The sequence below is a fragment of the Haloarcula argentinensis DSM 12282 genome (genome assembly GCA_000336895.1).
Taxonomy (GTDB): domain Archaea; phylum Halobacteriota; class Halobacteria; order Halobacteriales; family Haloarculaceae; genus Haloarcula; species Haloarcula argentinensis.
On sequence record AOLX01000017.1, the window covers coordinates 87,179 to 112,255 of the forward strand.

28 protein-coding genes and 1 pseudogene are annotated in these 25,077 nt (G+C 64.3%); 14 read left to right on the forward strand and 15 right to left on the reverse strand.

Annotated elements, in window-relative coordinates; translation table 11 throughout:
• The first annotated feature begins 18 nt into the window (after positions 1-18).
• On the forward strand, positions 19-1,227 hold the full coding sequence (locus C443_RS09380; protein WP_005535858.1) for an NAD-binding protein: 1,209 nt from the start codon (positions 19-21) through the stop codon (positions 1,225-1,227).
• Here C443_RS09380 and C443_RS09385 read toward each other — a convergent pair.
• The gene (locus C443_RS09385) at positions 1,224-2,738 is read right to left on the reverse strand and encodes an HPP family protein (RefSeq protein ID WP_005535860.1); all 1,515 of its coding nucleotides are present in this window, start codon (positions 2,736-2,738) and stop codon (positions 1,224-1,226) included. The two genes, C443_RS09380 and C443_RS09385, sit on opposite strands and share 4 nt — an antisense overlap.
• Before the next feature lie 115 nt (positions 2,739-2,853).
• The gene (locus tag C443_RS09390; protein ID WP_004518634.1) at positions 2,854-3,579 is read right to left on the reverse strand and encodes a nucleoside phosphorylase; all 726 of its coding nucleotides are present in this window, start codon (positions 3,577-3,579) and stop codon (positions 2,854-2,856) included.
• Positions 3,580-3,665: 86 nt separating this feature from the next.
• On the opposite strand from C443_RS09390, the gene C443_RS09395 reads away from it, so the two are divergent.
• On the forward strand, positions 3,666-3,887 hold the full coding sequence (locus C443_RS09395) for a hypothetical protein (RefSeq protein ID WP_005535862.1): 222 nt from the start codon (positions 3,666-3,668) through the stop codon (positions 3,885-3,887).
• Between the two features lies 1 nt (position 3,888).
• On the opposite strand, the gene C443_RS09400 is transcribed toward C443_RS09395, so the two are convergent.
• Complete coding sequence (locus tag C443_RS09400; RefSeq protein WP_005535864.1) at positions 3,889-4,398, reverse strand: hypothetical protein; 510 nt, start codon at positions 4,396-4,398, stop codon at positions 3,889-3,891.
• A 245-nt stretch (positions 4,399-4,643) separates the two neighbouring features.
• On the opposite strand from C443_RS09400, the gene C443_RS09405 reads away from it, so the two are divergent.
• Entirely contained in the window at positions 4,644-5,057 is a 414-nt protein-coding gene (locus C443_RS09405; RefSeq protein ID WP_005535866.1) for a hypothetical protein, read from the forward strand.
• A gap of 6 nt (positions 5,058-5,063) precedes the next feature.
• Here the strand turns inward: C443_RS09405 and C443_RS09410 are convergent, their stop codons facing one another.
• On the reverse strand, positions 5,064-5,900 hold the full coding sequence (locus tag C443_RS09410; RefSeq protein WP_005535867.1) for a DUF63 family protein: 837 nt from the start codon (positions 5,898-5,900) through the stop codon (positions 5,064-5,066).
• Positions 5,901-6,053: 153 nt separating this feature from the next.
• Here C443_RS09410 and deoC point away from each other — a divergent pair, with 153 nt between their 5' ends.
• Together deoC and C443_RS09420 are read left to right on the forward strand one after the other, a co-directional pair.
• Positions 6,054-6,749 (forward strand): deoxyribose-phosphate aldolase, encoded by a 696-nt coding sequence (gene deoC / locus C443_RS09415; protein ID WP_005535869.1) that lies wholly within the window; start codon positions 6,054-6,056, stop codon positions 6,747-6,749.
• Between the two features lie 50 nt (positions 6,750-6,799).
• A complete protein-coding gene (locus C443_RS09420; protein WP_005535871.1) occupies positions 6,800-8,083 on the forward strand; it encodes a tRNA (N(6)-L-threonylcarbamoyladenosine(37)-C(2))-methylthiotransferase in 1,284 nt (427 codons plus the stop codon).
• Between the two features lie 41 nt (positions 8,084-8,124).
• Here C443_RS09420 and C443_RS09425 read toward each other — a convergent pair whose 3' ends face one another.
• From C443_RS09425 to C443_RS09440, 4 genes are all read right to left on the reverse strand, one after another.
• Positions 8,125-8,511, reverse strand: a complete 387-nt coding sequence (locus tag C443_RS09425) for a DoxX family protein (protein ID WP_005535873.1) — start codon at positions 8,509-8,511, stop codon at positions 8,125-8,127.
• A gap of 33 nt (positions 8,512-8,544) precedes the next feature.
• The gene (locus C443_RS09430; RefSeq protein ID WP_005535875.1) at positions 8,545-9,459 is read right to left on the reverse strand and encodes a cation diffusion facilitator family transporter; all 915 of its coding nucleotides are present in this window, start codon (positions 9,457-9,459) and stop codon (positions 8,545-8,547) included.
• A gap of 46 nt (positions 9,460-9,505) precedes the next feature.
• A complete protein-coding gene (locus C443_RS09435; protein WP_005535876.1) occupies positions 9,506-10,393 on the reverse strand; it encodes a Rieske 2Fe-2S domain-containing protein in 888 nt (295 codons plus the stop codon).
• Positions 10,394-10,523: 130 nt separating this feature from the next.
• Positions 10,524-11,060, reverse strand: a complete 537-nt coding sequence (locus C443_RS09440) for an HIT family protein (protein WP_005535877.1) — start codon at positions 11,058-11,060, stop codon at positions 10,524-10,526.
• 243 nt (positions 11,061-11,303) lie between these two features.
• On the opposite strand from C443_RS09440, the pseudogene C443_RS22455 reads away from it, so the two are divergent.
• Positions 11,304-11,612, forward strand: a pseudogene (locus C443_RS22455) (DUF7835 family putative zinc beta-ribbon protein).
• Between the two features lie 210 nt (positions 11,613-11,822).
• Here the strand turns inward: C443_RS22455 and map are convergent.
• Together map and C443_RS09455 are read right to left on the reverse strand one after the other, a co-directional pair.
• Positions 11,823-12,719 carry a type II methionyl aminopeptidase gene (gene map, locus C443_RS09450; protein WP_005535878.1) on the reverse strand — a complete coding sequence of 299 codons (897 nt, stop codon included), beginning with the start codon at positions 12,717-12,719 and terminating at the stop codon, positions 11,823-11,825.
• 43 nt (positions 12,720-12,762) lie between these two features.
• The gene (locus tag C443_RS09455; protein WP_005535879.1) at positions 12,763-13,605 is read right to left on the reverse strand and encodes an isoaspartyl peptidase/L-asparaginase; all 843 of its coding nucleotides are present in this window, start codon (positions 13,603-13,605) and stop codon (positions 12,763-12,765) included.
• A 150-nt stretch (positions 13,606-13,755) separates the two neighbouring features.
• On the opposite strand from C443_RS09455, the gene icd reads away from it, so the two are divergent.
• The gene (gene icd / locus C443_RS09460; RefSeq protein ID WP_005535880.1) at positions 13,756-15,018 is read left to right on the forward strand and encodes an isocitrate dehydrogenase (NADP(+)); all 1,263 of its coding nucleotides are present in this window, start codon (positions 13,756-13,758) and stop codon (positions 15,016-15,018) included.
• A 203-nt stretch (positions 15,019-15,221) separates the two neighbouring features.
• Here icd and C443_RS09465 read toward each other — a convergent pair whose 3' ends face one another.
• Positions 15,222-15,449 (reverse strand): DUF7860 family protein, encoded by a 228-nt coding sequence (locus C443_RS09465; RefSeq protein ID WP_005535881.1) that lies wholly within the window; start codon positions 15,447-15,449, stop codon positions 15,222-15,224.
• A gap of 81 nt (positions 15,450-15,530) precedes the next feature.
• Between C443_RS09465 and C443_RS09470 the strand changes: the two genes are divergently transcribed.
• Positions 15,531-15,755, forward strand: a complete 225-nt coding sequence (locus C443_RS09470; RefSeq protein ID WP_005535883.1) for a hypothetical protein — start codon at positions 15,531-15,533, stop codon at positions 15,753-15,755.
• A 21-nt stretch (positions 15,756-15,776) separates the two neighbouring features.
• Here the strand turns inward: C443_RS09470 and C443_RS09475 are convergent, their stop codons facing one another.
• Both C443_RS09475 and C443_RS09480 read right to left on the reverse strand, forming a co-directional pair.
• Positions 15,777-16,574: a hypothetical protein gene (locus tag C443_RS09475; protein ID WP_005535884.1), complete on the reverse strand. Its 798-nt coding sequence runs from the start codon at positions 16,572-16,574 to the stop codon at positions 15,777-15,779.
• Positions 16,575-16,611: 37 nt separating this feature from the next.
• A complete protein-coding gene (locus C443_RS09480) occupies positions 16,612-16,950 on the reverse strand; it encodes a cupin domain-containing protein (protein WP_005535886.1) in 339 nt (112 codons plus the stop codon).
• A gap of 92 nt (positions 16,951-17,042) precedes the next feature.
• Here C443_RS09480 and C443_RS09485 point away from each other — a divergent pair, with 92 nt between their 5' ends.
• Both C443_RS09485 and C443_RS09490 read left to right on the forward strand, forming a co-directional pair.
• Complete coding sequence (locus tag C443_RS09485) at positions 17,043-17,567, forward strand: DUF5817 domain-containing protein (protein ID WP_005535888.1); 525 nt, start codon at positions 17,043-17,045, stop codon at positions 17,565-17,567.
• On the forward strand, positions 17,564-17,917 hold the full coding sequence (locus C443_RS09490) for a hypothetical protein (protein ID WP_005535890.1): 354 nt from the start codon (positions 17,564-17,566) through the stop codon (positions 17,915-17,917). The genes C443_RS09485 and C443_RS09490 overlap by 4 nt, the downstream gene beginning before the upstream one ends.
• 21 nt (positions 17,918-17,938) lie before the next feature.
• Here the strand turns inward: C443_RS09490 and hmgA are convergent, their stop codons facing one another.
• Positions 17,939-19,156 carry a hydroxymethylglutaryl-CoA reductase (NADPH) gene (hmgA, locus tag C443_RS09495; RefSeq protein ID WP_005535891.1) on the reverse strand — a complete coding sequence of 406 codons (1,218 nt, stop codon included), beginning with the start codon at positions 19,154-19,156 and terminating at the stop codon, positions 17,939-17,941.
• A gap of 81 nt (positions 19,157-19,237) precedes the next feature.
• Between hmgA and C443_RS09500 the strand changes: the two genes are divergently transcribed.
• From C443_RS09500 to nadC, 4 genes are all read left to right on the forward strand, one after another.
• The gene (locus C443_RS09500) at positions 19,238-20,734 is read left to right on the forward strand and encodes an amidohydrolase (protein WP_005535893.1); all 1,497 of its coding nucleotides are present in this window, start codon (positions 19,238-19,240) and stop codon (positions 20,732-20,734) included.
• A 299-nt stretch (positions 20,735-21,033) separates the two neighbouring features.
• Positions 21,034-22,161, forward strand: a complete 1,128-nt coding sequence (nadA, locus tag C443_RS09505) for a quinolinate synthase NadA (protein ID WP_188852164.1) — start codon at positions 21,034-21,036, stop codon at positions 22,159-22,161.
• Between the two features lie 2 nt (positions 22,162-22,163).
• On the forward strand, positions 22,164-23,687 hold the full coding sequence (locus tag C443_RS09510; protein ID WP_005535896.1) for an L-aspartate oxidase: 1,524 nt from the start codon (positions 22,164-22,166) through the stop codon (positions 23,685-23,687).
• The gene (gene nadC, locus C443_RS09515) at positions 23,687-24,508 is read left to right on the forward strand and encodes a carboxylating nicotinate-nucleotide diphosphorylase (RefSeq protein ID WP_005535898.1); all 822 of its coding nucleotides are present in this window, start codon (positions 23,687-23,689) and stop codon (positions 24,506-24,508) included. Before C443_RS09510 ends, nadC begins: the two co-directional genes overlap by 1 nt.
• A 6-nt stretch (positions 24,509-24,514) precedes the next feature.
• On the opposite strand, the gene C443_RS09520 is transcribed toward nadC, so the two are convergent.
• Positions 24,515-25,006, reverse strand: a complete 492-nt coding sequence (locus C443_RS09520) for a pyridoxamine 5'-phosphate oxidase family protein (protein ID WP_005535900.1) — start codon at positions 25,004-25,006, stop codon at positions 24,515-24,517.
• Positions 25,007-25,077: the final 71 nt, after the last annotated feature.

Consider the following 25,077-nt stretch of genomic DNA (forward strand, 5'->3'; position numbering starts at 1 on the left):
GCTGTAATCTGGATGGGTATGGACAGGCCGCGGAACTGGTTGGGGGCACGAACGACGATCATCCTGCCAGTGCTGGTGGCGGTGCTTTCGTTCGTCACTGGTGTGGTCAACATCAGTGCCGTATCGATCAGCGGACCGCTCGGAGACCTCATTCCGCGAAGCATCCAGCGCACCGCCGGATTTACTGGTGCGCTCACCGGATTCACGCTACTCGTCAGCGTCGTCGGACTCCGACGCCGCCTGCGAATCGCGTGGTACGCGACCATCGTCTTACTGCCCGTGGCGGCGATTCAGGGGCTGGTACAGAGCTCCGAGGTGTCGATTCCGTTCGTCGGTACAGTGCCGAGTTCAGCGCTGTCGATACCACTCGTCGTGTTCTCGCTGCTCTCGCTCCCGGCGATGTTACTGAACCGGCGGCGGTTCGACCGGGCGGTCGACCTCTCGACAGCGCAACTGGCCGCGGGCGCGGCACTCCTCGGTTCGCTTATGTACGGAACGGCGGGGTCGTACGCGCTCCGGGACGAGTTCACCAATCTGTCGACGGCGACCGATGCGTTCTACTACACGCTGGTCACGGCCAGTACCGTCGGGTACGGTGACGTGACCCCACAGAGCCAGCAGGCGAAACTGTTCGGGATGTCGGTAGTCGTCCTCGGAACGGCCAGTTTCGCCATCGCGCTTGGGTCACTGCTGGGCCCGGCAATCGAGAAGCGGCTTTCGGAGGCACTCGGAAACATGACTGACGCACAACTGGACTTGCTCGAGAACCACGTACTGGTGCTCGGCCACGGCGACCTGACGGAACCGATTATCGAAGAACTGACCGGCGCAATCGATTTCGTGGTCATCACGCCGGACACGGAGACGGCCACGCGGCTCCAACAACAGGACATCGCCGTTCTGACCGCGGACCCGAGCGACGAAGAGCCGATGCAACGGGCCGGTATCGAGGAAGCCGCGGCGGTCGTCGCAGCGACGAACGACGACGCACAGGACGCGCTGGCGGTACTGACGGCACAGACGCTTAATCCGGAGGTAAACATCGTCGCCGGGGCAACCGACCGCGAGAACATCGAGAAGCTCCGCCGAGCGGGCGCGGACACAGTCATCAGCCCGGCAGTGCTCGGTGGCCACCTCATCGTTCAGTCGGCACTGGGTCGGAAGGGGATGGAGAACATTGCCGACCACCTGCTCGACGTGAACGACGAGGACGACGCAGATATCTAGGGCCGGCCACGGTCGACGATAGCGATGTCCGTCTCCACGTCCTCCAGCCGTTCGAACGTCGGCGGGGAGATGAACCGCGACGCCTTGCTCCGGTCACGGCTTGCTCCGATCATGACGAGGTCGTATTGCGATGCAGTATCGGATAGGAACGTCTGGATGCTTGTCCGTGGAACCCTCGTCTCGAACGCGCCCTCGTACGGTTCGATGAGGTCCGCAAGCATCTCTTCAGCCCGGCGGCGGTCCCCACGGGAGCCGATACAGGTCGCGACAGCGACCCGCCCGCTTCGGCCGGCCAGTCGCGTGGCGAAGTCGACCATGTTGTGGGCCACGTCGCTGACAGACCGCACCGGGACGATGACCTGTTTCCAGCGGGTCCGGTCGCTCCGGGACCGATGGACGACGATGTCGCTCTGACTGCGAAACAGCCGCTGTAGATACGGCGTCAGCGCCCCATGTTGGCTCTCGTAGGGTGCGACGATGAGGTCGCAGTTGGTTTCGGCCGCGGTTTGCAGCGTCGTCTTGGCCGGCGAGCCATCGTCGCTCGCAACGACGACCTGACAGGAGACGCCCGTTCGCGTCTCGATCCGGTCGGCGTGGGTCTCCAGCCAGTCGACTTCCGCTTCGAGGTCGGTCTTGTCGGGCGACATCCCCGCAGTGGCCGGGTCACCGCCATCCCCGACGAGGCGGGTCCGGGCCGATGGTGAGTCTGACCCGCTCTCCGACCGGATGTCCATTTGTATGGTGTCCCGCGTGAGGGCTTGCCGGGCCGTGGCGGTATCGCTGTCCGAAACCACGTCCAGCAGGACGACTTTGCCGGCCTCGTGGGCGGCCGCGAGTCGTGCGCCCAGCATCGCTGTCTGGCCCGCTGAGTCGCCGCGCATCGGGACGAGAACGTGGTCGTCACCGGACATCGACTCGTACAGGTACGTCGCTCGCTGCTCGTAGAACTGCTCGCGCCAGATGACAAAGAGGACTGCCACGAGTGTACTGGCGAGGAAGATGCTGGCAACGAACGTCGCCCGCTGGTTCGGTTCGACCAGCAGCGCCAGCAGGGCGGTAGAGTACGACGACGGCTCCTCGATGTCCAGCGGCCAGGTGACAACACCAGTCGCGAAAACGGCGAGGCCAGCACCGAGCGCGTTGACGCCGAACTGTCCGCCCGCGGCTGTGAGATAGCTGTTCGAGACAGCAAGCGCCCCCAGCCCACAGACCGCGCCGATAGTGAGTCCCGCGACGAACCGCTTCGGGTCAGAGTACTTGCTCGTCGGGTCGACGAACAGCGTGTACGACCCCGCAGCGAGCGGCGGAAACAGCAGGAAACTCAGTTGTGGGACGGCGTTCGCGAGCGTCGTCACCAGCACGATGGCGAGCGGGACGAACACCAGCATAGAGAGGTGGACGAGGTTTTTGGTCACCTCGGCCCAGCGTCTGAAGTCCTGTAGTTCACGGCGCTCAACCCGCCGGAGCCGTCTGACCGCCGCGCGGAGGCGTTTCCGGAACTGGTCGAGCATACAGTTTCCCACGGGAGAACGTCTGTTAAGCCCTCCGCCGGGAAGCGGCGCGGCCGGCCGCTCATGCGGGTCCGATAGCCCAGACGGCGCTCGCAGAATCCAGCAGTTCCGACGCCTACAGCGACGTGGTCGCCGTCAGGCTGATCTCGATGGCGCGCTCGACGTTGTTCTTGGCTTTTTCCGGGAGTTCCTCGTCCTCGGTTTCGCCCTTCTGTGTCCCTTCGACGAGGTTCCCGTCGACGGTACAGATAGCGCCCGAGCGCAGGCCCTTACGTCGACACAGGGAGAACAGTGCGGCGGCCTCCATCTCGACGGCCAGCAGGCCGGCGGCCTCCCAGTCGTTGATGTACTCGTCCGTCTCGGCGTAGAAGGCGTCGTCCGTGGCGATGGGGCCGACGTGAACGTCTTCGTCGTTCGCCTCGGCGGCGTCGACCAGCGACGAGAGCACATCGTAGTCGGGGACGGCCGGGACGGACTTGGATTCGTAGCGCTGGGACGTTCCCTCGTCCTTGGCAGCGCCGTTGGCGACGACCATGTCCCCGATTTCGATGCCTTCCTGAAGCGCACCGGTCGTTCCGACGCGGATGAGCGTCTCGACGCCGACCGCCTCCAGTTCCTCGACGGCGATGGCCGTCGACGGCGACCCGATACCGGTCGAACAGATCGTCAGTTCGCGGCCGTCGTAGGTCGCGTTGACGAGTTTGTACTCGCGGTTCTCCGCGACGACCTCGTGGTCGTCACAGAGACCGGCGATGCGGTCGACGCGGCCGGGGTCGCCCGGCACGAGCGCGATGTCTGTCAGGTCACCCGGTTCGACGAGTAGATGCGGTTGTTTCGCCATACAGGCCAGTCGCACGGAACTATTTAGTAGTCAGTGGATTCCCGTCGGTCACAACAGTGAGGTAGGACGGCCGCGAGGGAGGACGTATGGCAGACGATATCTCGCTGTTCGACAGGCGGATGCGAGGGCCGGCGGGTATCGCTCTCGCCGCCGGAGTCGTCCTCGGACTGTTGACCGGCTACACCGTCGGCGCGGGAACGCCGGACGGCCCCTCGTGGACCCTCGTCGTCCCGTTCGCACTGCTCGCCAGCGTCTTCCTGTATCTCGGGGCCTACAGAAACCTCTCGAAGCGGGTCGAGGATACGTAGCTCACAGCCAGGTGACGAGCACCGGGACGAACAGCGCGAGCGCCGTCCCGAAGATGAACGCCGTGAGTGCCCACTGTCGGATGATCTCGTCAGCGTCGGCCCGGACGCTACCGCCGAAGCGAGGCATGGCGATCCGAGCGAAGAAGTAGTAGATGAACGCGGAGATGCCTGCAATACCGACGATATGGGGTATCAGCGGGACACCGTTGAGCGAGACCGCCGTCGGGAGCACAAACGAAAGGCCAGCGACGACCGCGCTGTACAGCAGCGCCGCGACGAGGGCGGTGCCGTGATGGACAGCGACGGCGAGGGGGCGGCTCACTGCGGCCGGGTCGGCACGAGTGAGGCCGGCCGCGGCGACGTGTGCCGGCAGATACCCCTGATCCTGTGTCACCATCGGGATATTCAACAGCAGACCGACGACCGCACCGGCGACGACACAGACGAACGCCCACTGCGCGATGGGGTAGTCAAGCACGTATCGTCCCTCGTTCGCAGTGCCAATGAGCATTGTGTCATGAGACCAGCGCGGCGCAGCGACGGCAGCTCAGGACAGGGGGTCCGGGGCCAAGACGGCCTGCCGTCAGCATATTTGTTCCGCATGTACCACCGAGTGCCAGCAGGCCTGTTTCAGCGTCCGCAACTGTGGCGTCTCAATATAACCAGATACAGCCGCCCTCAGCAGTCGATTCACTCAATATAGTACACCACGATGATATATATGTAGTCGTGTAGAAAAGTGACACAAGTTATATCATGACACAGCAGCGCTACCAGAACGGAAAGCAGGTGATCAAACGCTGGGACGATGTTTTCAAGGCCGTTACGGCCGAACCGCGGCGACAGCTCATTCTCTCGTTGTCGGACGCCCACCCCGACGAGACAGTCCCACTCCCCGAAAGTGCGGTAAACCCCAACGTCCCGCGCGACCCGGCGGTCCTTCGGCAGAAACTGTACCACTGTCACCTGCCGATGCTGTCCGACCACGAGTTCATTACGTGGGATACAGAGCCACTGGTCGCCGGTCGCGGACCACGGTTCGAAGAGGTGGCCATCGTGTTCGAATCGCTACAGTCCAGCGCGACGGACGTTCCGGATTCGCTCGTGTTCGGGTGTCAGCGACTCGAACAGGAACGGCAGGATGGATTCGACGATCCGGTTGCAGAGTAGCCGTCTTCAGACCGGGCTAAACAGGAACAGGACAATATTGTTCGTGGCCGGACCGATTCCGACAGCGGTCACGAGCGCGAGCAGCAGGCTGGCTTCTGCGGGATCTTCTTCGAGGTAGTCGTCCAGCAGAAAGACGACCGCAACCGCCACGAGCAGTTTGACAAACACGAACAGCCAGCCTTTGCCAAGATACGAAGCCGTCGGGAGCGTCCCGGCAAACTCCATAATTCGGGCCGGGATCGGTGTCCGCTCCGTGATGCCGATGACATCAGCGCCAACCGCCGTCGAGACGCCGTCGAGCATATGCGCGAACACGACCGTCGGGGCCGCATAGCGCATTCGAACCACGACTGGCGTCCGCCACAGCGCGACCGCAAGCACCGTCACCGCCGTGACGACAGCTGCGACAACGACAGCGACGGTGGGCCAGATGAGCCCCAGTAGGCCGGATTCCAGTGCCATCACGACGGCGATAACGAGCAACACGGTCAGGAGTCCGATGCCGATGTACCCCAGATTGCGCGATATCGTCTCGCTGTGGCCGCGCCGGACACTGAACAGCGTCAGCGTGATCCAGACGACACCCAGCGTGACGAACGTCGTCAGGTACACCGCCGGTGCGCCGAACAGCGGTGCGACCACGGGCCTGTACGCTGCAATCGGCGGCTGGTGGAACGCGTGGAGCGCGCCGCCAAGTGCCATCCACGGCGTCAAGGCGACCACGGTCCGCTGGTCGATCGGTGGTTCGAGGGCGTACAACAGCGCCGTCACCACGAGTGTGCCCGCAAGCAGCGCCACAGTGTACTCAAGCGGCGGGAGCGCTAACCCCGAAGGCAGTACCATGTCCCTCACGCCGACGCCTACGAGGGAAAACCTTCCGAACGAGACCGAGGGAGGGCACATCGGCACGAGCGACGACCGTCGGACAGGGAGATAGTAGCCCCCACCGTTTGCCGCCCGCCGTCTTTACGTAGGCACCGCGTGTCACCCCGCGGTATGGACGACATACCAGACCGCATCGAACATACGGTCCTCGGACCGACGACGACACCGGACGACGTACGAGCCTGCCTCGACGAGGCGCTGCAGTACGGGATGCGGGCGTGCATTCCACCGTGTTACCTCCCGCTGGCGACGGAGTACGCGAACGTCCCGCTCACGGCGGTCATCGACTTTCCCCACGGCCAGGGGCAGACCGACAGCGTCTGCCAGGCGGCTAAGCTGGCCTGGGACGCCGGAGCCGACGAACTGGATATGGTGTGCAACGTGGGCTTGCTCAAAGCCGGCGAGGACGACGCCGTCCGGGACCACATCACTGAAGTCGTCGCCAGCGTCCCAGTTCCCGTGAAGGTCATCGTCGAAGCGCCGCTGCTCTCCGACGACGAACTCGAACGGGTCGGACAGATCGTCGCAGACGCCGACGCCGCGTACCTCAAGACGGCGACGGGGTTCAGCGAGGGCGGCGCAACGGTCCACGACGTGGAGATCCTCAGCAAGTACCTCCCGGTGAAAGCCAGCGGCGGTGTCGGGTCGTGGGCCGACGCCGAGGCGATGTTCGAGGCTGGAGCCGAGCGGATCGGTGCGTCGAGCGGCGATACCATCGTTCGGGAGTGGCAGGCCGCGACGGAAGGCGAGACTCCAACCGAACCGGAGACAGATCGGGACGACGCGGATACAGATAACGGCTACTGACCGGTCCAATCCGTCGCCCTTTTGCCGTCCTGGCGATAGTATCTGAATGAATGGCCCGGTATCACATCGAGACGTACGGGTGCACCTCGAACAGAGGTGAAACCCAGCAGATCGAGCAGGCGCTCCGGGAGGGCGGGCACCACCCCGCCGACGGCCCGGAGTCCGCCGACGTGGCGATACTCAACACCTGCACGGTGCTTGAGAAGACCGAACGCAACATGCTCGCACGGGCCAAAGAACTCGACAACGAAACGCCGGCCGACCTCGTCATCACGGGCTGTATGGCGCTCGCACAGGGCGAGGAGTTCCAGAGCGCCGACATCGACGCCGAGGTGCTTCACTGGGACGACGTCCCGCAGTACGTCCTCAACGGCGAGTGCCCGACGATCACGCCGGACACCGAAACGGTGCTCAACGGCGTCATCGGCATCCTCCCCATCGCCCGGGGCTGTATGTCAGACTGCTCCTACTGCATCACCAAGCAGGCGACCGGGCGGATCGAATCACCCTCAGTCGAGGAAAACGTCGAGAAGGCTCGCGCGCTCGTCCACGCCGGCGCAAAAGAAATCCGCATCACCGGCCAGGACACCGGCGTCTACGGCTGGGACACGAACCAGGGGACGAGCCTCCTGCCGGAGCTACTCGACCGCATCTGCTCCGACATCGACGGCGACTTCCGTGTGCGTGTCGGCATGGCGAACCCGAAGGGCCTCCACGGCGTTCGCGAGGAACTCGCGGCGGTGTTCGCCGAGCACGACGAACTGTACAACTTCATCCACGCGCCGGTCCAGTCCGGCAGCGACGACGTGCTGGCCGACATGCGCCGGCAACACGCCGTCTCTGAGTATCTGGAGGTCGTCGAGACGCTGGACGACCACCTAGACTACTGGACGCTATCGACGGACTTCATCGTCGGCTTCCCGACCGAGGAGCCGGCCGATCACGAGCAATCGATGGCGCTGCTGCGCGAGACCCGCCCCGAGAAGATCAACGTCACGCGCTTCTCGAAGCGACCCGGTACCGACGCCGCTGACATGAAGGGACTGGGCGGCCAGACGAAGAAGGACCGCTCGAAGGAGATGAGCGAGGCGAAGATGGAACTGATGGCCGAGGCTTACGAGGAGATGGTGGGCCGCACGTCTTCGGTCCTGCTCGTCGAGGACGGCACCGACGAGTCGCTGGTGGGCTACGACGAGGCCTACCGGCAGGTCGTCATCGCCGACGCACAGGAGCGCGGCCTCGAAATCGGCGACACGGTCGAGGTGGCGATCACGAGCCACAACACCGTGTACGCCTTTGGCGAGCCGGTCGAGCGAGCGCAGGTAGCGGACTGACGGGTCGTCAGCTCACATTTTCAGTCAGAACGACCGGCCCCTCAGTCGCCGCTGTAGGCTTCGCGAAGGAACGTGACCGCTGCGCCGAACATCGCGAGGTTCCCGAAGAAAGCCAGGCGTTCGCCGCCCCGGTTGTCCGGGTCGGCGTTCCAGAAGTCGTGCATCGTCGGCGTGACGACGGCCAGAAACGTGGCGACCGCACCGGTCGAAATCCGGGGGAGCCGCCAGAACGCCGTCCCCAGCCCACCGACCAGCATCATTCCCGAGGCCAGCGGGGCCAGCAGGTCCGGCGCGGGGACGCCCGCGGACTCGGCGTACTCGATGGCGTCTTCCATGTCGCGGAAGTCCTCGGTGGCCTGCAGAGCCAGACCGAGACCGAACAACAGTCGTCCAAGCGCGAGCCAGCTACGTGATGAGTCGTCACCCATATGCTACGGCATGGCACGGAAGCTACTAAAACGTCACTCCAGATCGGCAAGCCGCTCTACTTCTTCGTCGTCTTTCCACTCCCCCAGTTCCTTCGGGTCGACGTGGATGAACGCGTCGTCGACCTCCGGAAGTTCCTCGATAGATTTGATGACCGCCGTCTCGATGTCGTGGGCCTCAAACAGCGTCAGGTCACCTTCAACCTCGATGTGGAGGCTCACGTCGATTTCGGGACCGACGTAGTGGGCGATGACATCGTGTGCGCCGCTGACCTTCGGGTGGTCAAGCGCACGGCGGAGAATCTCGCGGCGGAGGTCTTCCGGTGGTGCGCCGCCGACGAGATACGTGACGTTTTCTTGGACGACCTCAATGCCGGTGTAGATGATGCCGATGGCGACGACGAGTGCGGCCAGCGGGTCGGCGATGGGATAGCCGGCCATTGCACCGGCGACACCGACCAGCGCCGCGCCGGCGGTGAGGATGTCGTTGCGGTTGTCCTTCGCCGTCGCAATGAGCGCCGGGGAGTTCCGGTCCGTGCCCGCGCGGAGACAGTAGCGGTAGAGGGCGTACTTCGCGACGGCCGAGAACACGAGTACGAGTACAGCGGCTGGCCCCTGTGTCACCGAAATGTCTCCGGTCAATAGGGCAGTCCCGGCGTTCCAGAGGACGAACCCGCCAGCGGCGAAGATACCTGCGGCGACGAACAGCGAGACGAACGGCTCGATGCGTTCGTGGCCGTGAGGGTGCTCGAAGTCCGGCGGGCGGGTCGTCAGATACAGCCCGGCGACGATGACCAGCGAGTAGGCGGTGTCGGCGGCGCTGTTGACCGCCTCAGACTGGACGGCGAAGCTTCCAGTGGTGAGCCAGACGCCGGCTTTCAGCAGCACGAGGAGAAGGTTGACGCCGAGAACGAGCAGGCCGACCCGCCTGAGCGTCGCGCGGCGTGACATTGCTCCCCCGTTGTCGGGCCGCCGTCAAAGCCGCTTCGACACTGACCTATCCCTGTGGCCGAGGCCGGGACGCGAAGGTTGCCTTCGTTGGTGAGAACGGATCATACACCGACTGGTGGCAGTTACAGTACACCTTGTCGGCGGCTTCGAACTTCGCGCTTCCAGGCGTCTTTTTGTACCCGGGATTACAGCAGAGGTGCGTACAGCGGTTCACCCATGCGATGAAATCCTCGGCAGTGGCCGCGTCTATGAATTCACGTATCTCACCGGTGAGGTCGGTGTACTCGTCTTCACCGGCGGCCATCTTCGAAACGGCGGGTGTCCGGAGTACCTGAATCTGAATCTCCTTGACGTCCTCGCCCTGTGAGCGCCAGGTCGCGACCGCTGGCTTGCCGAGACCGTCGCTACCGATGTCGTTTCCCCACGACTCGTAGTCCTCGAAGTGCTCGACACGGAGTTTATCGCCGTCGTTCAACTGTGATTGCCAGTCATACGTCGCCTTCGACCTGAGGAACCCATCTCGCTCGGGGTCTGGTTCGAGTCCCGCAGCGACTTCGAGCCCACAGTACTGGAACCACTGCTGGGAGTACGTCAGACCGCCCAGTTCGCCCTTGGCGATACGGAAGGTATCACCGCCCGCTGTCTCTTCTGAGACGGACGGCCAGATGCCGCGGAGCGCGCCATCGGATATCTCCAGCGGGACGATCGGCATCGGTCGGTTCGCCGGGCCAGCGATGTTCCGGATGCCGACATAGGACACGGTACCGCCACCGACGCCGCCTTGGTCGGTCGTTGCGTCGACTGCGAGGCCACCGACGGTTGTCACCCCCGACAGCGCACTGGCGCCGACCAGTCCTTTGACGAAGCGGCGGCGACCGGATGGAGCCGGGTACTTGTCACGCTGGCCGTGATTTGGAGGGCCTTCTTGGGTCATGGGACCATACGACGGTTTGACGGCCACTGAAAAAGGCCCACCCGATGCTTTTCAGCTACCGGAAATCAGCTGTTTCACCACAGTTCCACCGGCGAAGACCGTAGCTTAGCTGGATGCCAGGACAGCCGATCTACTCGACTCGGACAGCCCCATCCGCAGGATCGGTCGTCCCGTCCTGTGACGCGAACGCAGCGTAGAGCCGGTCGTACGTCTCTTCGACGGCCTCGACGATGACTTTCGTATCACTGATGACCGGCATGAAGTTGGTGTCGCCGTTCCACCGCGGCACAATGTGGGTGTGGAGGTGGTCATCGATGGAACCGCCGGCCGCGGAGCCGCCGAGATTCAGCCCGGCGTTGAACGCGTCCGGGGAGAGTGCAGTTTCGAGAGCGTCGAAGGTCCGCTGTTTCAGTCGAGCGTGGTCGAGCAGGACCTCGTCGTCAAGGTCACCGTACTCGCCGGTGTGGGTGTGGGGAATGACCATCGCGTGGCCGGGGTTGTACGGGTAGTTGTTCAGGAGGACAAAGGCGTGGTCGCTTCGCGCCACGAGATTGTTCGCCCGGTCATCGTCCTGTGCCTGAAACGCACAGAACACGCAATCGACATCTGGGTTCGCCTCCTCGCGTTCGACCCACTCGATGCGCCACGGCGCAAACACCTTGTCCATACCGCCAGTTGTCGACCCATCAGCAAAAACGACGTGGCTGATGTCGGGAAAGGAGTATATAAAAGCATTGGCCGTTCACGCAATCTGACCGGGTTCTGTGGCCTCAGAATGCTTTTTAAACATTCTCGTCGAATATACGATTGTAATCGACTGAAATCGGTCGCTGTCTTGCGATAAACAGTGCTGAACGGACCAGAACTGAAGGTGGTTTTTATACTCTCTACCGGGTTTGTATCAGACGGGATGGCAGCGATAAACGACGGCGTTGACATGGCCGAACACTGTTCGACGTGTGACCGTGAGACACCGCACGCTGTGCGTGTCCAGATACAGACAGAGTCCGATAAACGCGAAAACGCGGCGTTTTCCCGAGAGCCGTATCGGGTTAGCGAGTGTCAAATCTGTGGGACAACCACGTCGACGCGGATGAACAACGCCTAACCATCCCGCACACCCCACCCCNAAAACGCGGCGTTTTCCCGAGAGCCGTATCGGGTTAGCGAGTGTCAAATCTGTGGGACAACCACGTCGACGCGGATGAACAACGCCTAACCATCCCGCACACCCCACCCCACCCTTTCCGTACGCCACGCGGTCTCTGACTGCGTGGCCACACACCCCCCACCCACCCGTTTCAATACGCCACACGGTCTCTGACTGTGTGGCCACACACCCCACCCTTTCCACGCCTTCCGAGCGATAGCGTTGCTACTCGAAAACAGTAGTCCGAGATCACCCGACGGGTTCGAAACCGGTGTCGCGCTACCGCGAGCGCGTCGTCACTTCACAGCCGTCTTCAGTGATGATGACGGTGTGTTCCTTCTGGCTGACGTACGCGCCGTCCTGCTCTTTGAGCACTGGGTAGCCGTGGACGATGTCCTGCTGTTTCAGGCGGCGAAGCGCCATCTCCGCTCGCGGCGAGTCGAGCCAGCGGGCGGCAAACGGTAGCGTGCGGTACTCCTCGGTGATCTGTTCGAGGACCTGCCGGGCCTGCCGGTTCCGCACCGACCCTTCCCGTTCGAGGGCGAAAATCTCCTCGTCGGCCCCTTCCTGCACCTTGCCACGGCCGTCGGTTGCGAACGGCTCGATAGCGACCACGTCGCCCACGTCGAGCGTCGCGCCCTGTGCCACTTCACGGTTCGGGATGTTCGGCGACGTGTGCTGCTCCCAGTGACCGAGTCCGTGGCCGGTGAGGTTCACGACGGGGTTGTAGCCGTACCCTTCGATGACCTCCTCGACGGCTGCGCCGATCTGGCCCACGTCGACACCGGGGCCGGCGACGTCCAGCGCGGCGTCCAAGGCCTCGGCGGGCGCTTCGGCGAGTTCGTCCTGCCCGGAGAGGTCGACCGTCACGGCGGTGTCGGCGAGCCACCCGTCGACGTGGACGCCGATGTCGAGGTTCACCATCTCCTCGCCGAAAGTGGCGTCGTCGTCGCGCTCGGGCGTGGCGTGAGCTGCCTCCTCGTCGATGGAGATGTTCACCGGGAACGCCGGCTTCCCGCCCAGCTCCCGGATCTTGTCCTCTGCCCACTGCGCGACTTCGAGGTGGGAGACGCCCACCTCAACGCGTTCGGCCGCCTCGTCGCGCACCTGTGCCAGAATCTCGCCCGCTTCGCGGCATTTCTCGTACTCCTCGGAATCGAAGTCCACGTCAGTCATGCACGCCGGTTAGTCGGTGGCGGGCAAAGGGGTTTCCCTCTGGCTATCTCGTCGCGGTCTGCATTGCGGCAGTGTTCCGTTCGGCTCCGGTGTGGCCAGCGTGGTCGAGAAGGATTACGCCAGCACGCCCGCCGGTCGCGTCCTCGAACTCGGCGATCGCTTCTTCCGCGGCCTGTTTCGGGCCGTACGTGTCTAAGAGTTCGACGGCGCGGCGAGCCAACCCAAACCGGGCGATGGCTTCCCCCTCACCGGTCGCGCTCGCGCCGCCGCGGTCGTCTGCGTAGAAGCCAGCACCGATCTGGGGTACGTCACCGACCCGACCAGCCAGCGCGTACCAGCGCCCGGCGGTCGAAGTCGCCGCGGCGAGCCGGTCCCCGTCGGTCGCAACCGCGCCGACGGTGTCAGTACCGCTGAAATGCTCACGGACCCAGTCGAGATGGTCGGCAGGACCCCCATCAGGTGGGTCAGCGGCCTCGTATCGCTGTCGGGTCTCTGCAGTCGTAAGGTCGCGACCGGTTTCGACGCCGGAACTCGCCGCGAACTCAACGGCTTCGTCGCCGGCAAGGAGGACGTGTGGCGTCTCAGTTGCCACAGTATAGGCTACGTCCGCAGCGTGTACAACGCCAGACATTGCACACGCCGCGCCGGTCTGGCCATCGTGGGTCATCACTCCGGCGTCAGTCCGGACTTCGCCGTCACTCTGGACAGCGCCACCGACGCCAGCGTTGAACGCCGGGTCGGATTCGAGGGGCCGAAGCGCGGCCAGCACCGCCTCCATCGGACCCTCCGCCTCCGTTGCCTGTTCAGCGGCGTCTGTGAGCGTTTCCTGCCGAGTAGCCGGTGACTCCGGTGGACTGCCCGCGCCGCCGTGGACGATGACGTGCATACAGCCCCGTTGACACACGAAAGGCATATCACCTCCGGCAGTTGCGATAATGACGTGCCGGCGTGCGGTCGTGGCCTTTCTTTACGCACTGTGTTACCACGTCTGAGGCAAAGCGGCACGCCTTTAGGGGCGACTATCAATTGGCGGAATATGGGCTACGATTACGACAAAGTGGAGGTTCCCGACGAGGGACAGCAGATTCAGGTCACGGAGGACGACGAACTTGACGTTCCGGAAAACCCGATCATCCCCATCATCCACGGGGACGGTATCGGAACGGACGTCGGACCGGCCGCACAGAAGGTGCTCGAAGCTGCCGCGAACGCGACCGGTCGTGACATCTCCTGGATGCGCGTCTACGCCGGCCAGTCCGCCCGGGACAAGTACGACGAGAATCTCCCTGATGACACCGTCGAAGCCATCAAGGAGTTCAACGTCGCTATCAAGGGCCCGCTGACGACACCGGTCGGCGCTGGTTTCCGCTCGCTGAACGTCGCGCTCCGCAAGACGCTCGACCTCTACGCGAACGTCCGCCCGACCTACCACATCGAGGGCGTCCCGTCACCGGTCAAAGACCCCGAGGAGATGGACATGGTTACCTTCCGGGAGAACACCGAGGACGTCTACGCCGGCATCGAATGGGAGGCCGGCACTGACGAAGTCGAGGAAGTCAAGGAGTTCGTTGAGGACGAGATGAACTTCGACGAGACCATCCACGACGGCCCGGTCGGCATCGGTGTCAAGCCGATCACCGAGTTCGGGACCAAGCGCCTCGTCCGCGAGGCCATCGACTACGCCCTCGAAGAGGACCGCGACAGCGTCACGCTGGTCCACAAGGGCAACATCATGAAGTTCACCGAGGGTGCCTTCCGTGACTGGGGCTACGAGGTCGCAGAAGAGGAGTACGGCGAGCACGTCATCACCGAGGACGAGCTGTGGGACGAGTACGACGGCGAAGCGCCCGAGGACGCACTCGTTGTCAACGACCGCATCGCCGACAACATGCTCCAGCAGCTCCTGACCCGGACCGACGAGTACGACGTCATCGCGACGATGAACCTCAACGGGGACTACATGTCCGACGCCGCCGGCGCACAGATCGGCGGGCTCGGCATCGCCCCCGGTGCGAACTTCGGCTCGGCCCGCTGTCTCGCAGAGCCGGTCCACGGCTCCGCACCGAAGTACGCCGGCGAGGACAAGGTCAACCCGACCGCGATGATCCTCTCCGGCCGCCTCATGCTCGAATACATGGGCTGGAAGGACGCCGGCGAGCTCGTTCGTGACGCCGTCGAGGAGACTATCTCCTCAGGCAACGTCACCTACGACCTCGAACGCCAGATCGAGGGCGGCACGAAGCTCGCCACCAGCGAGTTCGCAGAGAAGGTCGTCGAGAACATAGAGAAGCTGGCCTGAAGCCAACTTCTCTGGCTCGCACGGTTACACCGTGCGAATATCGAGAAACTCGCATAAGCGAGTCGCGCTGACTACAGAGACGCTCCATTTTTATCGTACATTACAGCTCGAGAGCGACAAGACAGGCGCGGGGTCTGTCAATAGAACAGCGCTATCACTCGTCGGTTTCCTTTGTCGACGGAGCGTACCCGGTCCGAGAAGCGTTACTCGGTCAGCGGCATAACCACGCCGAACACGAGCGGCGAGAGGAGTCCGAGCAGAATACCAAGCATTTCTATGTCGACCAGCAGCGTGTCGCCCCAGGCAGGCAGCGTCCCGAGAACGGCGCTCCCGGCAACTTCGCCCGCGATGCCGAAGAGGAACAGCCCTGCCCCGAGCGTGAACCCGCGCTTTGCGAGTGTCGCGTAGTCCGCGTTCCAGTTTTGACTCATACAGGTCTGTTCTCGTAGGCCTACTAAGCTTTCTCGGATCGAAAGAGCTACAAGCGTATTCGTAGTGATATCTGTGCATACATGGTTTCAGAATCGATTCCGGAGCTATTCGAACTCCTGCTCTCAACGCTGCTCGCGACCGGGCTAACTGTGGGGGGAGCACTCACCGAACAGGCCGCTCTTACGGACCTGTCCGGCGGCATCTCCGCGTTCGCTACCTGGGAGGTGTACATGGGGCTGGTCCTCCTGTACGCCGGCTATATGCTCGCCTCACGCCGGGTCCTGCCCGCACTCGGTAGCGCCTGATTGTTCTCTGCAGGCGGACTATTAGTCCTGAAGCGACCGCTGGGTCGTATTTGCGACCCACTCCGGCTGTTCCACTGTCGTCGACCCAATATGTCGTAGCCGCATCTCTTGTGTGACACGAACCTGCTGGTCGCTTCGTTCAGCATCGAAGGCGAGCCGAAGCGCCGAAACGGTGCCGTCGTGGTTGATACGGAGGCGGACGGAGACGTTGTGAGGATCGCTCACGAACAGCGGTGTGTTGAGTCTGTCAGGGTTCCGAAAGCGGGTGCCGACGAGGACGACGCCGCCATCACTCCGTTCGGCAACGGAGAGGTCGACAGCTTCCCCGATCCCACGGATCGTCCGGCGCTCCGAGAGATCCGAGACCGGGCCGTCGTCGCGGACAGCCCACTTGACCTGGCTGCGGCGGTTCACTCGCTCATCGTACCGGGCCGCGACGATGGAACCGTTGGTCCAGTAGTCGATGCGGGTGGTGAACGCGTTCAGTTCGGTGCCGTTCTGGCGGAACTGCCCTGCGTACGTCGTCTTGTTCGCTGCGACGTAGCGCGTGTGGTTTGACCGCCGGAGTACCGTCCCGTTTCGGTCCGTGACTCGCTGGCGAGTGACCACCGTGTAGTTCGTCGTCGCAAGCGTCCGTGCGTGAGCGCTGGCCAGCGTTGACGGAATCACTGCGTCGTCGCTCACGCCCGGCGGATACCCGACCCCATCAGTCGGCACCGCTGCCGGCGTGACCGTCTCTGGACTGTCCTGCTGGACGAACCCGGAACAGCCAGCGAGGACCAGCGCGAGCGTCACGATAGCAGCCACTGCTCGCGTCATTGGTTACCATACGGCTGGAGGACTCAAACAGTTGTGGTTAGTCCTGCCAGTCCGGGTTTGCTCTGGGCGGACTGAACACGTCGATACCACGGACTGGCTCCTCGCCGTCGTTGCGCGCCTCGTGCGGTTCCTCGCTCGGGACCACGTAGGAGTCTCCGGGGCCGATGACATACTCCTCGCCGTTGACATGGAAGGTGAAGGTTCCTTTCACCACATAGCCGACCTGTTCGTGGCGGTGGCTGTGTTCCGGGACGGCCGCACCGGGTTCGATATGGAACTGCTGGACACTCATCTGCTCTCCGACGGCCATCTGTGTCAGGTGCACGCCGTCGACTGCTTCGACTGTTTCGCAGGCCGCCTGTGGTACTTCTTCCATGCGCGGTGCTGTCGCGCCCACTCCACCTAAGCGTTCGTCCCCCGGCACCAGACGTCGGTGGATTCAGTACCATCCGGCCCTGACGGAAGGGTATGTACGCGGTCGTCGGGTGTAGTGAGTGTAGCGCGCTGTGGGTCACCGAGGGACGACCGAAGACGACGCAGTGCCCGCGGTGTGGCACGCGCCGCAAACACGAGAAGCGCCGGAAGTTCGTCGAGACGGACGACGAGGCCCACGCCCGCGAGGTTCGGGCATCGATGCTGGCCAACCGCCAGGGAGAGGGCGACGCCTTCGCTGAGTTGGACTCCTACGCCGAGATGGAGCGGCAGGTCGACGACGCAGGGGTAGACGACGAGACGTACCTCGAAGATTCGGGGGTGGATACCGACGCCGTGTCAGCGGCTGCCGATCGCGCCGAGCAGGGCGCGACGGGCGGGTCGAGCCGCAAGGAAACGGTAACGAACGCGCTACGGAAGATGGACGAGCCAACCGAGAATGATATCGTGGGCTACGCCGAGGAACGCGGTGTGCCGGCGTCGTACACCCGGAAGGCACTGCAGAAACTGGTTCGTGCCGGCAAGGCATCGGAAAGCCGGGGGCACTACCGGCTGCTATGACCGCGACACTGGATTTCGAGCCCGGACCGGTTGCGGTCGGGACGCTCGTCGGTCTCTCGGGACTGCTGTTCTTGCTCACGCCGGTCGTCGAACCCGTCGCAGTCGGCTCGTTGCAGGTGAGCACCGTCGCGCTCTCGGCGGTCGTCCTCACGCTCGGGTTCGCACTGGGAACGGTCGTGTTCGCTCGCCGGGGCCGGCGGCTGTTCGCCATTGCCCACGGCGTCTTCGCCGTCGCGTGGGCGCTGCTCGTGCTTGGCCCGCTGCTCGGGCGGGAAGCGCTCCTGCTCGCTGGGGTCGTCGTGCTCGTCGCGGGGGCCGGCTTTCTGGTGAGCCAGAGCCGGGAGCGATAGCGCACCGCCCCGAAGCCGAGACTACCGCCCGAGGTCGGCGTGCGCCGAGGAGAGGTGGCGCGACGACAGTGCTGCAAGCAAAGAGAGTTCCCCAGCCAGTGCGCCGGCAGCGATGACCTCGGCGAGCGCGTCGGCGTTGCTCCCGGCGGGGTCGCCGCCGCCGCTGTACCCCAGCACGTCCAGTGCTTCGGACTGTGTCGGCAGGCCCGTGCCGCCGCCGACGGTACCGACCTCCAGCGATGCGATGGTGACGGAGGCGTACAGACCGTCCTCGCGGGTGTCGACCGTCGTGATAGCGTTGCTCCCTTCGACGACCTGTGCCATATCCTGCCCGAGCGCGAGGAACGCGGCGGCGACGACGTTGGCGGCGTGAGCGTTAAATCCCAGTGCGCCGGCCTTTGCGGAGCCAACGAGGTTCTTTCGAGTGTTTGCCTCGACAATTGCGTCGGAGGTCGTATCGAGTCGGTCCTCGACCTGCTCATGGGGAATCAACACGTCCGCGGCGACGGTGCGGCCCCGGCCCTCGACAGCGTTGATGGCAGCGGGCTTCTTATCCGAACAGAGGTTGCCCGACAGCGCTACGAGGTCGGCCGGCGTCTCGGTCTCGACGACATCGCAGGCCGCCTCTGTTGCGATGGTCGCCATGTTCATCCCCATCGCGTCCTTGGTATCGTAGGAAAAGCGCAGGAAGACGCTGTCGCCGACGACGTAGGGTGTCACGTCCTGCAGTTCGCCGTGGCTCGTCGTCGACTCGGCGGCATCGGCCAGCGTGTCGACGTGTTCGCGGACCCAGGCCGACACCTCGCCCGCCTCGGCCACGTCCTCGACGCGGAACACCGGCGCGCGGGTCATCCCGGATTTGAGGACGCGAGCGGTCGCGCCGCCGGCGTTGCGGATGGTCGAAATGCCGCGGTTGACTGAGGCTAGCAGCGCGCCCTCGCTGGTCGCCAGCGGGAGGTGGTGGTCACCCTCGGCGGCCCCGCCGTCGACAGGCAACGGGCCGACGACGCCCATCGGGACCTGCGCCGCACCGACCATGTTCTCGATGTTGCTCTCGGCGTCGGCGGCGTCGAAGGTGTAGTCGCCGACCGCAGAGAGGTCCGTGTCGGTCTCCTCGGCCAGCAGGTGTCTGCGGGCCGCTGCTGCGGTGTCGGGGTCAGCGTGGTCTTCCAGTTCGTAGAGCCGCAACTCACCGTCACGAACGCGCTCTGCGAGCGCGACGACGTCGGAGTCGGTCATACTGACCGGTGTGGCTTCGGGACTCCTAACAGTTGCTCTTGGCAGGCCAAGGGTTTTCCAGTCGCCGCGCCCGGAGTCTGTATGGTCGACCGCGTATTCACGAACTGTGAGGTGCGACCACTGACCGGCGACGACCCGGCATCCGCGGTTGCAGTAACAAACGGCATGGTTACCGCTGTCGGTGATCCGGACGAACTCTCGACCGCGGGTGCCGAGACCGTCGACTGTCGCGGTGGCGTTCTGTTGCCCGGCTTCGTCGACGCCCACACGCACCTAGACATCGTCGGCCGGCGTGCGGTCGAAGCAGACCTCGCTGGGGCAGATGGCTCGGACGACTGCATCGACCGGCTGCTGGCGGCCGACGACGGCGAGGGCTGGGTTCTGGGCTTCGGCTACGACGAGAGCGACTGGGACGGCGACCTGCTGCAGGCGGCGACACTGGACCGGGTAAGCACTGAGCGTCCGGTCGCGGCCGCGCGGGAGGACATCCACACGGTATCGGTGAACCACGCCGCGCTGGACGTGCTGGATCTACCCGACGACGGCGTTCGGACGGAGGACGGAGCGCCGACCGGCGTACTCGTCGAGGAAGCCGCCGAAGCTGTCTTCGACGCTATCGCGCCCGACTACACACAGACCCGGGAGTACCTGCTGGCCGCACAGGAGATGGCCCTCTCGGAGGGAATCACCGCTGTTCACGACATGGTGCGGCAGTCGCACGCGCCGCGAGTGTACCGGGATTTGGACAACGAGGACGCCCTCTCCCTGCGGGTGCGGCTCAACTACTGGGTGGACCACCTCGATGCGGTCCGGGAACTCGGACTGGTGACAAACCACGGGAGCGACCGCGTCCGGACGGGCGCGATCAAGACGTACATCGATGGGTCGCTCGGGGCTGGAACCGCGCGGCTCCGAGACACATACGCCGACAGCGACAGCGTCGGCGAGTGGCGGACGGACCCGGACGCCCTCCGGGAACTGGTATCGGCGGTCGACGACGCCGGCCTCCAGTTCGCCGCCCACGCCATCGGCGACGCGGCTATCGACTCGCTGCTCTCAGCCATCGAGTCCGTCGACGCCGCGGACGAGCGCCATCGTGTCGAACACGCCGAGGTCCTCACCGGCGACCTAGTGGAGCGACTGGCAGCGTCGCCGCTGGTCGTTTCGGCCCAGCCGAACTTCCACCGCTGGGCAGCGCCGGGCGGCCTGTACGACGAGCGCCTCGGCGAGCGCCGCGAGCTGACCAACCGCTTCCGCGACCTCGTGGATGCCGGCGCACAACTGGCCTTCGGGAGCGACTGTATGCCGCTCTCACCGCTGTATGGTATCCAGCAGGCCGTCACTGCGCCGGAACCGAGCCAGCGACTGACAGTCGACGAAGCGCTCCGGGCGTACACCAGCGGTGCTGCGTATGCGGGCTTCGACGAGGACCGGATGGGCACGATTACGGCAGGTTCGGTCGCGGATTTCACCGTGCTATCCACCTCCCCGTGGGCGGTGCCTAGCGATGAAATTTCCGACATCGCAGTCGCGTTGACCGTCAGCGACGGCGACGTAGTGTTCGACGCCAGCGACTGAATCAAACAGGCCGAGGTATCGAATTGTTCCGTTTTCCGTCATTCGATAACAAACAACATGATTCGACAATACGGAATATAGAAGCGAATTGATCGCCAAACCCGGATATAAAAATCCATACACCACCAATTCCAGAAACGGAATTATAGTTGCTACCAATTCCTTTAACAGAACTGATTCGGCCACCATTACTATATATACAATCTTCTCCGCCACCAACCAACCTCTTTGAAGATAAAATCTTTTCACGGAGTAGTTCCGAAGTTCGAGCACCCACAGGTGGATACAACGTGCCCGAAATGGAAACCGCCGCGTTCGAGACGGATCTGAGCCTCTTCAAGTATGACAACCTCGAGCAACTCCCGCCGGCGTACCGGGACCTTGAGACAGACGAGCGGACCGAGCGCATCGAGAGCGCGCTCGCCGAGCTTGGCGACGACGTGGTCATCCTCGGCCACAACTACCAGCGGCAGGAGATTGTCGAACACGCCGATTTCATCGGCGACTCCTATCAGCTCTCGAAGGAAGCCGCGCAGTCCGACGCCGATTACGTGATTTTCGGCGGCGTGACGTTCATGGCCGAATCCGCGGACATCATCACAGACGACGACCAGTCCGTGATTCTCCCGTCGATGGAGGCGTCCTGCCCGATGGCCGGCATGGCCGAGGCGCTGCAGGTCGACGCCGCGTGGGCGGAACTGACCGCGGCGCTCGACGACGACGAGGAGATCATCCCAATAACGTACATGAACAGCTACGCTGACCTGAAGGCCTTCTGCGCCGAGCAGGGCGGTCTGGTCTGTACGTCCTCGAATGCCCACAAGGCCTTCGAGTACGCTTTCGAGAAGGGCGACAAGGTGCTGTTCCTGCCCGACAAGCACCTTGGGGAGAACACGGCCCACCGGCTCGACATGGCCGACGAGACGGTCGAATGGGACCCCTGGGACGCCGAGGGCACCGACGCCGCCGACGCCGTCGAAAACGACGTCATCCTCTGGGAGGGGTACTGCCAGGTTCACGAGCGCTTCCGCGAGCACCACATCGAGTCCATCCGTGAGGACTACCCCGACGCAAACGTCATCGTCCACCCCGAGTGCCGACGAGAGGTCGTCGAGGCCGCCGACGTGGCCGGCTCGACGTCGACGATCTGTGAGTCCGTCGCCGAGGCCGACCCCGGCGAAACGTGGGCAATCGGCACGGAGATTCACCTCACGCACCATCTCCAGCGGTGGCATCCCGACGTGAACGTCGTCCCGCTGTGTGGCGACGCCTGCATGGACTGCAACGCCATGCGCCAGATCGACCCGAACTATCTCGCGTGGGTGCTAGAGGAACTGGTCGAGGGTCGCGAGCGTAACGTCATCGAGGTCGCGCCCGAAGAGAAGGAACTGGCACAGGTCGCGATGGACCGAATGCTGGAGATCTAACCATGACGGACGATCCGATTACGTCGGACGTACTGGTCATCGGCTCCGGTATCGCCGGACTGGCGGCGGCGCTCGCCGCGGCCCGCGAAGGTGACGACGTGACGCTTGCCACGAAGGCGACCCGCCCGGAAGGCTCCTCTTCCTGGTGGGCTCAGGGCGGCATCGCCGTCTCTCGGGACACGCCCGAAGAATTCAAAGACGACATCATGGCCGCCTCCGACGGCACCGCCGACTCCGAGGCCGTCGACGTGCTGGTCGAGAACGCCAACGAAGCTGTCGAGGACGTGCTGCTGGAGACGCTCGACGTCGGCTTCGACCAGAACAGTTCGGGCCACGACTTCACCCGCGAGGCCGCACACAGCGAGGACCGCATTCTCCACGTGGACGCCTCGACGGGCAAGCATATTCACGTCCCGTTCTTGAACTACATCGACGACCACGACGGCGTGGAGATTCTGGACGACACCGCCGCGCTCGAACTCATCCGCCACGAGGGCCGAGTCCACGGCGCGATGCTCGAATCCGATGGTGAGGTCGACCCGTACTTCGCCGGCAGCGTCGTGCTGGCGACCGGCGGCATCGGCGACCTCTACCCGCGGACGACGAATCCCGACAACACGACCGGGGACGGCATCGGGATGGCCGCGCTTGCCGGAGCCGAGGTCGAGGACATGGAGTACGTGCAGTTCCACCCAACCGCGTGCGTACTGGAGGAGAATGGCGACGCTGACGTTGCATTCCTCGTCAGCGAGGCCGTTCGCGGCGAGGGCGGCCTCCTGCGAAATGGGGACGGCGAGCGGTTCATGCCCGGCTACCACGCCGACGCCGAACTCGCGCCCCGTGACGTGGTCGCCCGTGCCGTCAAGGCCGAGCGCGAGGCAACAGGCGAAGTGACACTGGATGTCTCCCCGCTCGATTTCGCCGACGAGTTCCCCAACCTCGCCGACAGATGTGAGGAGCACGGGGTTGACTGGACAGATGGCATCCCGGTCGCGCCCGCCGAGCACTTCCTCTGTGGCGGCATCAGCGTCGACGACCGTGGCCGGACGACGCTGGATCGGCTCTACGCCGTCGGCGAGTGCTCCCGGACCGGCGTCCACGGCGCGAACCGCCTCGCAAGTACATCCCTGCTTGAGGGACTGGTCTGGGGTCTGCGTGCCGGCGAAGACGCTGCCGGGGCCGATCCGGAACCAATCGAAGCGCCGGAACTGCTCGAACGCGACCCGGACCTGCCCGAGCGGTTCGCCCGCGACAAGTTCCAGCGGCTGACCCGCGTGATGGACGAGAACGTCGGCGTCGAGCGCGACCCCGCGGAGCTGCAGCGAGCGATGGCTGTCCTCCGCCGGCTCAAGGGCGAGGTCGACGCCTACGTCCGTACGCGAACCAGTCGCTCGCTGTACGAACTCCGCCACGCCAGCGTCACCGCCCTGTTGATCGCGCGCCACGCCGCCGAGAACGAGGAGAGCGTCGGCACGCACAACCTCGTTGACGCGAGCGAGGACCCACCGGAGTCCACGGCCGACTGATGCTCACCGACAGCGACATCGAGCGGTGGCTCCGTGAGGACGTGGGCCACCACGATGTGACCAACGACGTGCCCGGGACGACCGAGGGGCGACTAGTCGCAAAAGCGTCCGGCGTAGTTGCGGGTCTCGACGCCGCCACTGCAGTGTTCGAGTATCTGGACTGTGCGGTAGAGACACCGGTCGACTCCGGGGACGCTATCGACGCCGGCGACGTGGTGCTTCGCGTCGACGGCCCCGCGCAGTCGGTGCTCCGCGGCGAGCGCGTCGCCGTGAACGTCGCAGGCCACGCGTCAGGCGTGGCAACGAAGACCCGGGCCGCCGTCGATGCAGCAGCATCGGCTGCGACGGGTTCACCGCCCCGCATCGCCGGGACGCGAAAGACGACCCCGGGATTGCGTGGCGTCGAGAAGCGGGCGGTAGCGGCCGGCGGCGGCGACACCCACCGGCTTGACCTCTCACACATGGTGATGGTCAAGGACAACCACATCGCCGAAATGGGCCTCGTTGACGCTATTGAGCACTTCCGCGAGCGGGCCTCCTTCGCGACGAAGCTCGACGTAGAGGTCGAAGCCCCAGAGGACGCCCCACGGGCCGCTGAGTCCGGCGCAGACATCGTCTTGCTGGATAACATGTCCCCTGCTGAGACCGAGCGGGCGGCCGACCTCGTGGCGGCGGCCGACGCAGATGCCTTCACTGAAGCCAGCGGCGGCATCACCGTTGCGGACGTGCCGGCGTACGCCGAAACGGGCGTGGACATCATCTCGATGGGGTCGCTGACCCACTCCGCGCCGACGCTCGATTTCTCCTTCCGAACGGGCTGAATCCAGTCAGTCCGGCCGACTCGACGAGGATTCGGTTCTGAGTTCGGGCGGGAGTTCGAGTTGCTTGATACCGGCGCGGTCGTCGATTCGGAACCGGTACAGCGCTGTGGTTTCCGTCTCGGCCGCCCGCTCGAACACGTCTGGCTTCCAAGACGTGTCGATCCGTTCTTCGATTGCCTTGCGTTCGTCCTCGGGGACTCGTTCGATGGTTCCCGTCAGCAGGACGCTGCGCCAGTTGAACGTCGTTTCGATATCGTAGACGAGAAACCGGGCAACGTCCGCGTCGTCGCTCGCCGTCACTTTCCGGCTGTCGGTACCGAGAACGTAGACGAAGTAGAGCGCGGCGTCGCCGTCGTACCAGAAACTGAGCGGGCGCAGTAGCGGCGCGGCGTCAGTCGGGACACCCAGCACGCCGACGCTTTTCGGTTCGAGGGCCTTTTCGATGTCCTCGCTGTCCATCTGGAGCATCCCGAAGTCTTCCAGTTCGGCAACTGTCATATCCTCAATTGTCGGCAAATAATCATAAACCCATAGGGCGCTGCCAGCGGTCGCTCCGTTCGGCAGGCAGT

What these genes read in the sequence shown, in the direction of transcription:
- C443_RS09380 (WP_005535858.1), top strand. Translation starts at nt 19, where the DNA reads ATGGACAGGCCGCGGAACTGGTTGGGGGCACGAACGACGATCATCCTG.
- C443_RS09385 (WP_005535860.1), bottom strand. Translation starts at nt 2,738, where the DNA reads ATGCTCGACCAGTTCCGGAAACGCCTCCGCGCGGCGGTCAGACGGCTC.
- C443_RS09390 (WP_004518634.1), bottom strand. Translation starts at nt 3,579, where the DNA reads ATGGCGAAACAACCGCATCTACTCGTCGAACCGGGTGACCTGACAGAC.
- C443_RS09395 (WP_005535862.1), top strand. Translation starts at nt 3,666, where the DNA reads ATGGCAGACGATATCTCGCTGTTCGACAGGCGGATGCGAGGGCCGGCG.
- C443_RS09400 (WP_005535864.1), bottom strand. Translation starts at nt 4,398, where the DNA reads ATGCTCATTGGCACTGCGAACGAGGGACGATACGTGCTTGACTACCCC.
- C443_RS09405 (WP_005535866.1), top strand. Translation starts at nt 4,644, where the DNA reads ATGACACAGCAGCGCTACCAGAACGGAAAGCAGGTGATCAAACGCTGG.
- C443_RS09410 (WP_005535867.1), bottom strand. Translation starts at nt 5,900, where the DNA reads ATGGTACTGCCTTCGGGGTTAGCGCTCCCGCCGCTTGAGTACACTGTG.
- deoC (WP_005535869.1), top strand. Translation starts at nt 6,054, where the DNA reads ATGGACGACATACCAGACCGCATCGAACATACGGTCCTCGGACCGACG.
- C443_RS09420 (WP_005535871.1), top strand. Translation starts at nt 6,800, where the DNA reads ATGGCCCGGTATCACATCGAGACGTACGGGTGCACCTCGAACAGAGGT.
- C443_RS09425 (WP_005535873.1), bottom strand. Translation starts at nt 8,511, where the DNA reads ATGGGTGACGACTCATCACGTAGCTGGCTCGCGCTTGGACGACTGTTG.
- C443_RS09430 (WP_005535875.1), bottom strand. Translation starts at nt 9,459, where the DNA reads ATGTCACGCCGCGCGACGCTCAGGCGGGTCGGCCTGCTCGTTCTCGGC.
- C443_RS09435 (WP_005535876.1), bottom strand. Translation starts at nt 10,393, where the DNA reads ATGACCCAAGAAGGCCCTCCAAATCACGGCCAGCGTGACAAGTACCCG.
- C443_RS09440 (WP_005535877.1), bottom strand. Translation starts at nt 11,060, where the DNA reads ATGGACAAGGTGTTTGCGCCGTGGCGCATCGAGTGGGTCGAACGCGAG.
- map (WP_005535878.1), bottom strand. Translation starts at nt 12,719, where the DNA reads ATGACTGACGTGGACTTCGATTCCGAGGAGTACGAGAAATGCCGCGAA.
- C443_RS09455 (WP_005535879.1), bottom strand. Translation starts at nt 13,605, where the DNA reads ATGCACGTCATCGTCCACGGCGGCGCGGGCAGTCCACCGGAGTCACCG.
- icd (WP_005535880.1), top strand. Translation starts at nt 13,756, where the DNA reads ATGGGCTACGATTACGACAAAGTGGAGGTTCCCGACGAGGGACAGCAG.
- C443_RS09465 (WP_005535881.1), bottom strand. Translation starts at nt 15,449, where the DNA reads ATGAGTCAAAACTGGAACGCGGACTACGCGACACTCGCAAAGCGCGGG.
- C443_RS09470 (WP_005535883.1), top strand. Translation starts at nt 15,531, where the DNA reads ATGGTTTCAGAATCGATTCCGGAGCTATTCGAACTCCTGCTCTCAACG.
- C443_RS09475 (WP_005535884.1), bottom strand. Translation starts at nt 16,574, where the DNA reads ATGACGCGAGCAGTGGCTGCTATCGTGACGCTCGCGCTGGTCCTCGCT.
- C443_RS09480 (WP_005535886.1), bottom strand. Translation starts at nt 16,950, where the DNA reads ATGGAAGAAGTACCACAGGCGGCCTGCGAAACAGTCGAAGCAGTCGAC.
- C443_RS09485 (WP_005535888.1), top strand. Translation starts at nt 17,043, where the DNA reads ATGTACGCGGTCGTCGGGTGTAGTGAGTGTAGCGCGCTGTGGGTCACC.
- C443_RS09490 (WP_005535890.1), top strand. Translation starts at nt 17,564, where the DNA reads ATGACCGCGACACTGGATTTCGAGCCCGGACCGGTTGCGGTCGGGACG.
- hmgA (WP_005535891.1), bottom strand. Translation starts at nt 19,156, where the DNA reads ATGACCGACTCCGACGTCGTCGCGCTCGCAGAGCGCGTTCGTGACGGT.
- C443_RS09500 (WP_005535893.1), top strand. Translation starts at nt 19,238, where the DNA reads ATGGTCGACCGCGTATTCACGAACTGTGAGGTGCGACCACTGACCGGC.
- nadA (WP_188852164.1), top strand. Translation starts at nt 21,034, where the DNA reads ATGGAAACCGCCGCGTTCGAGACGGATCTGAGCCTCTTCAAGTATGAC.
- C443_RS09510 (WP_005535896.1), top strand. Translation starts at nt 22,164, where the DNA reads ATGACGGACGATCCGATTACGTCGGACGTACTGGTCATCGGCTCCGGT.
- nadC (WP_005535898.1), top strand. Translation starts at nt 23,687, where the DNA reads ATGCTCACCGACAGCGACATCGAGCGGTGGCTCCGTGAGGACGTGGGC.
- C443_RS09520 (WP_005535900.1), bottom strand. Translation starts at nt 25,006, where the DNA reads ATGACAGTTGCCGAACTGGAAGACTTCGGGATGCTCCAGATGGACAGC.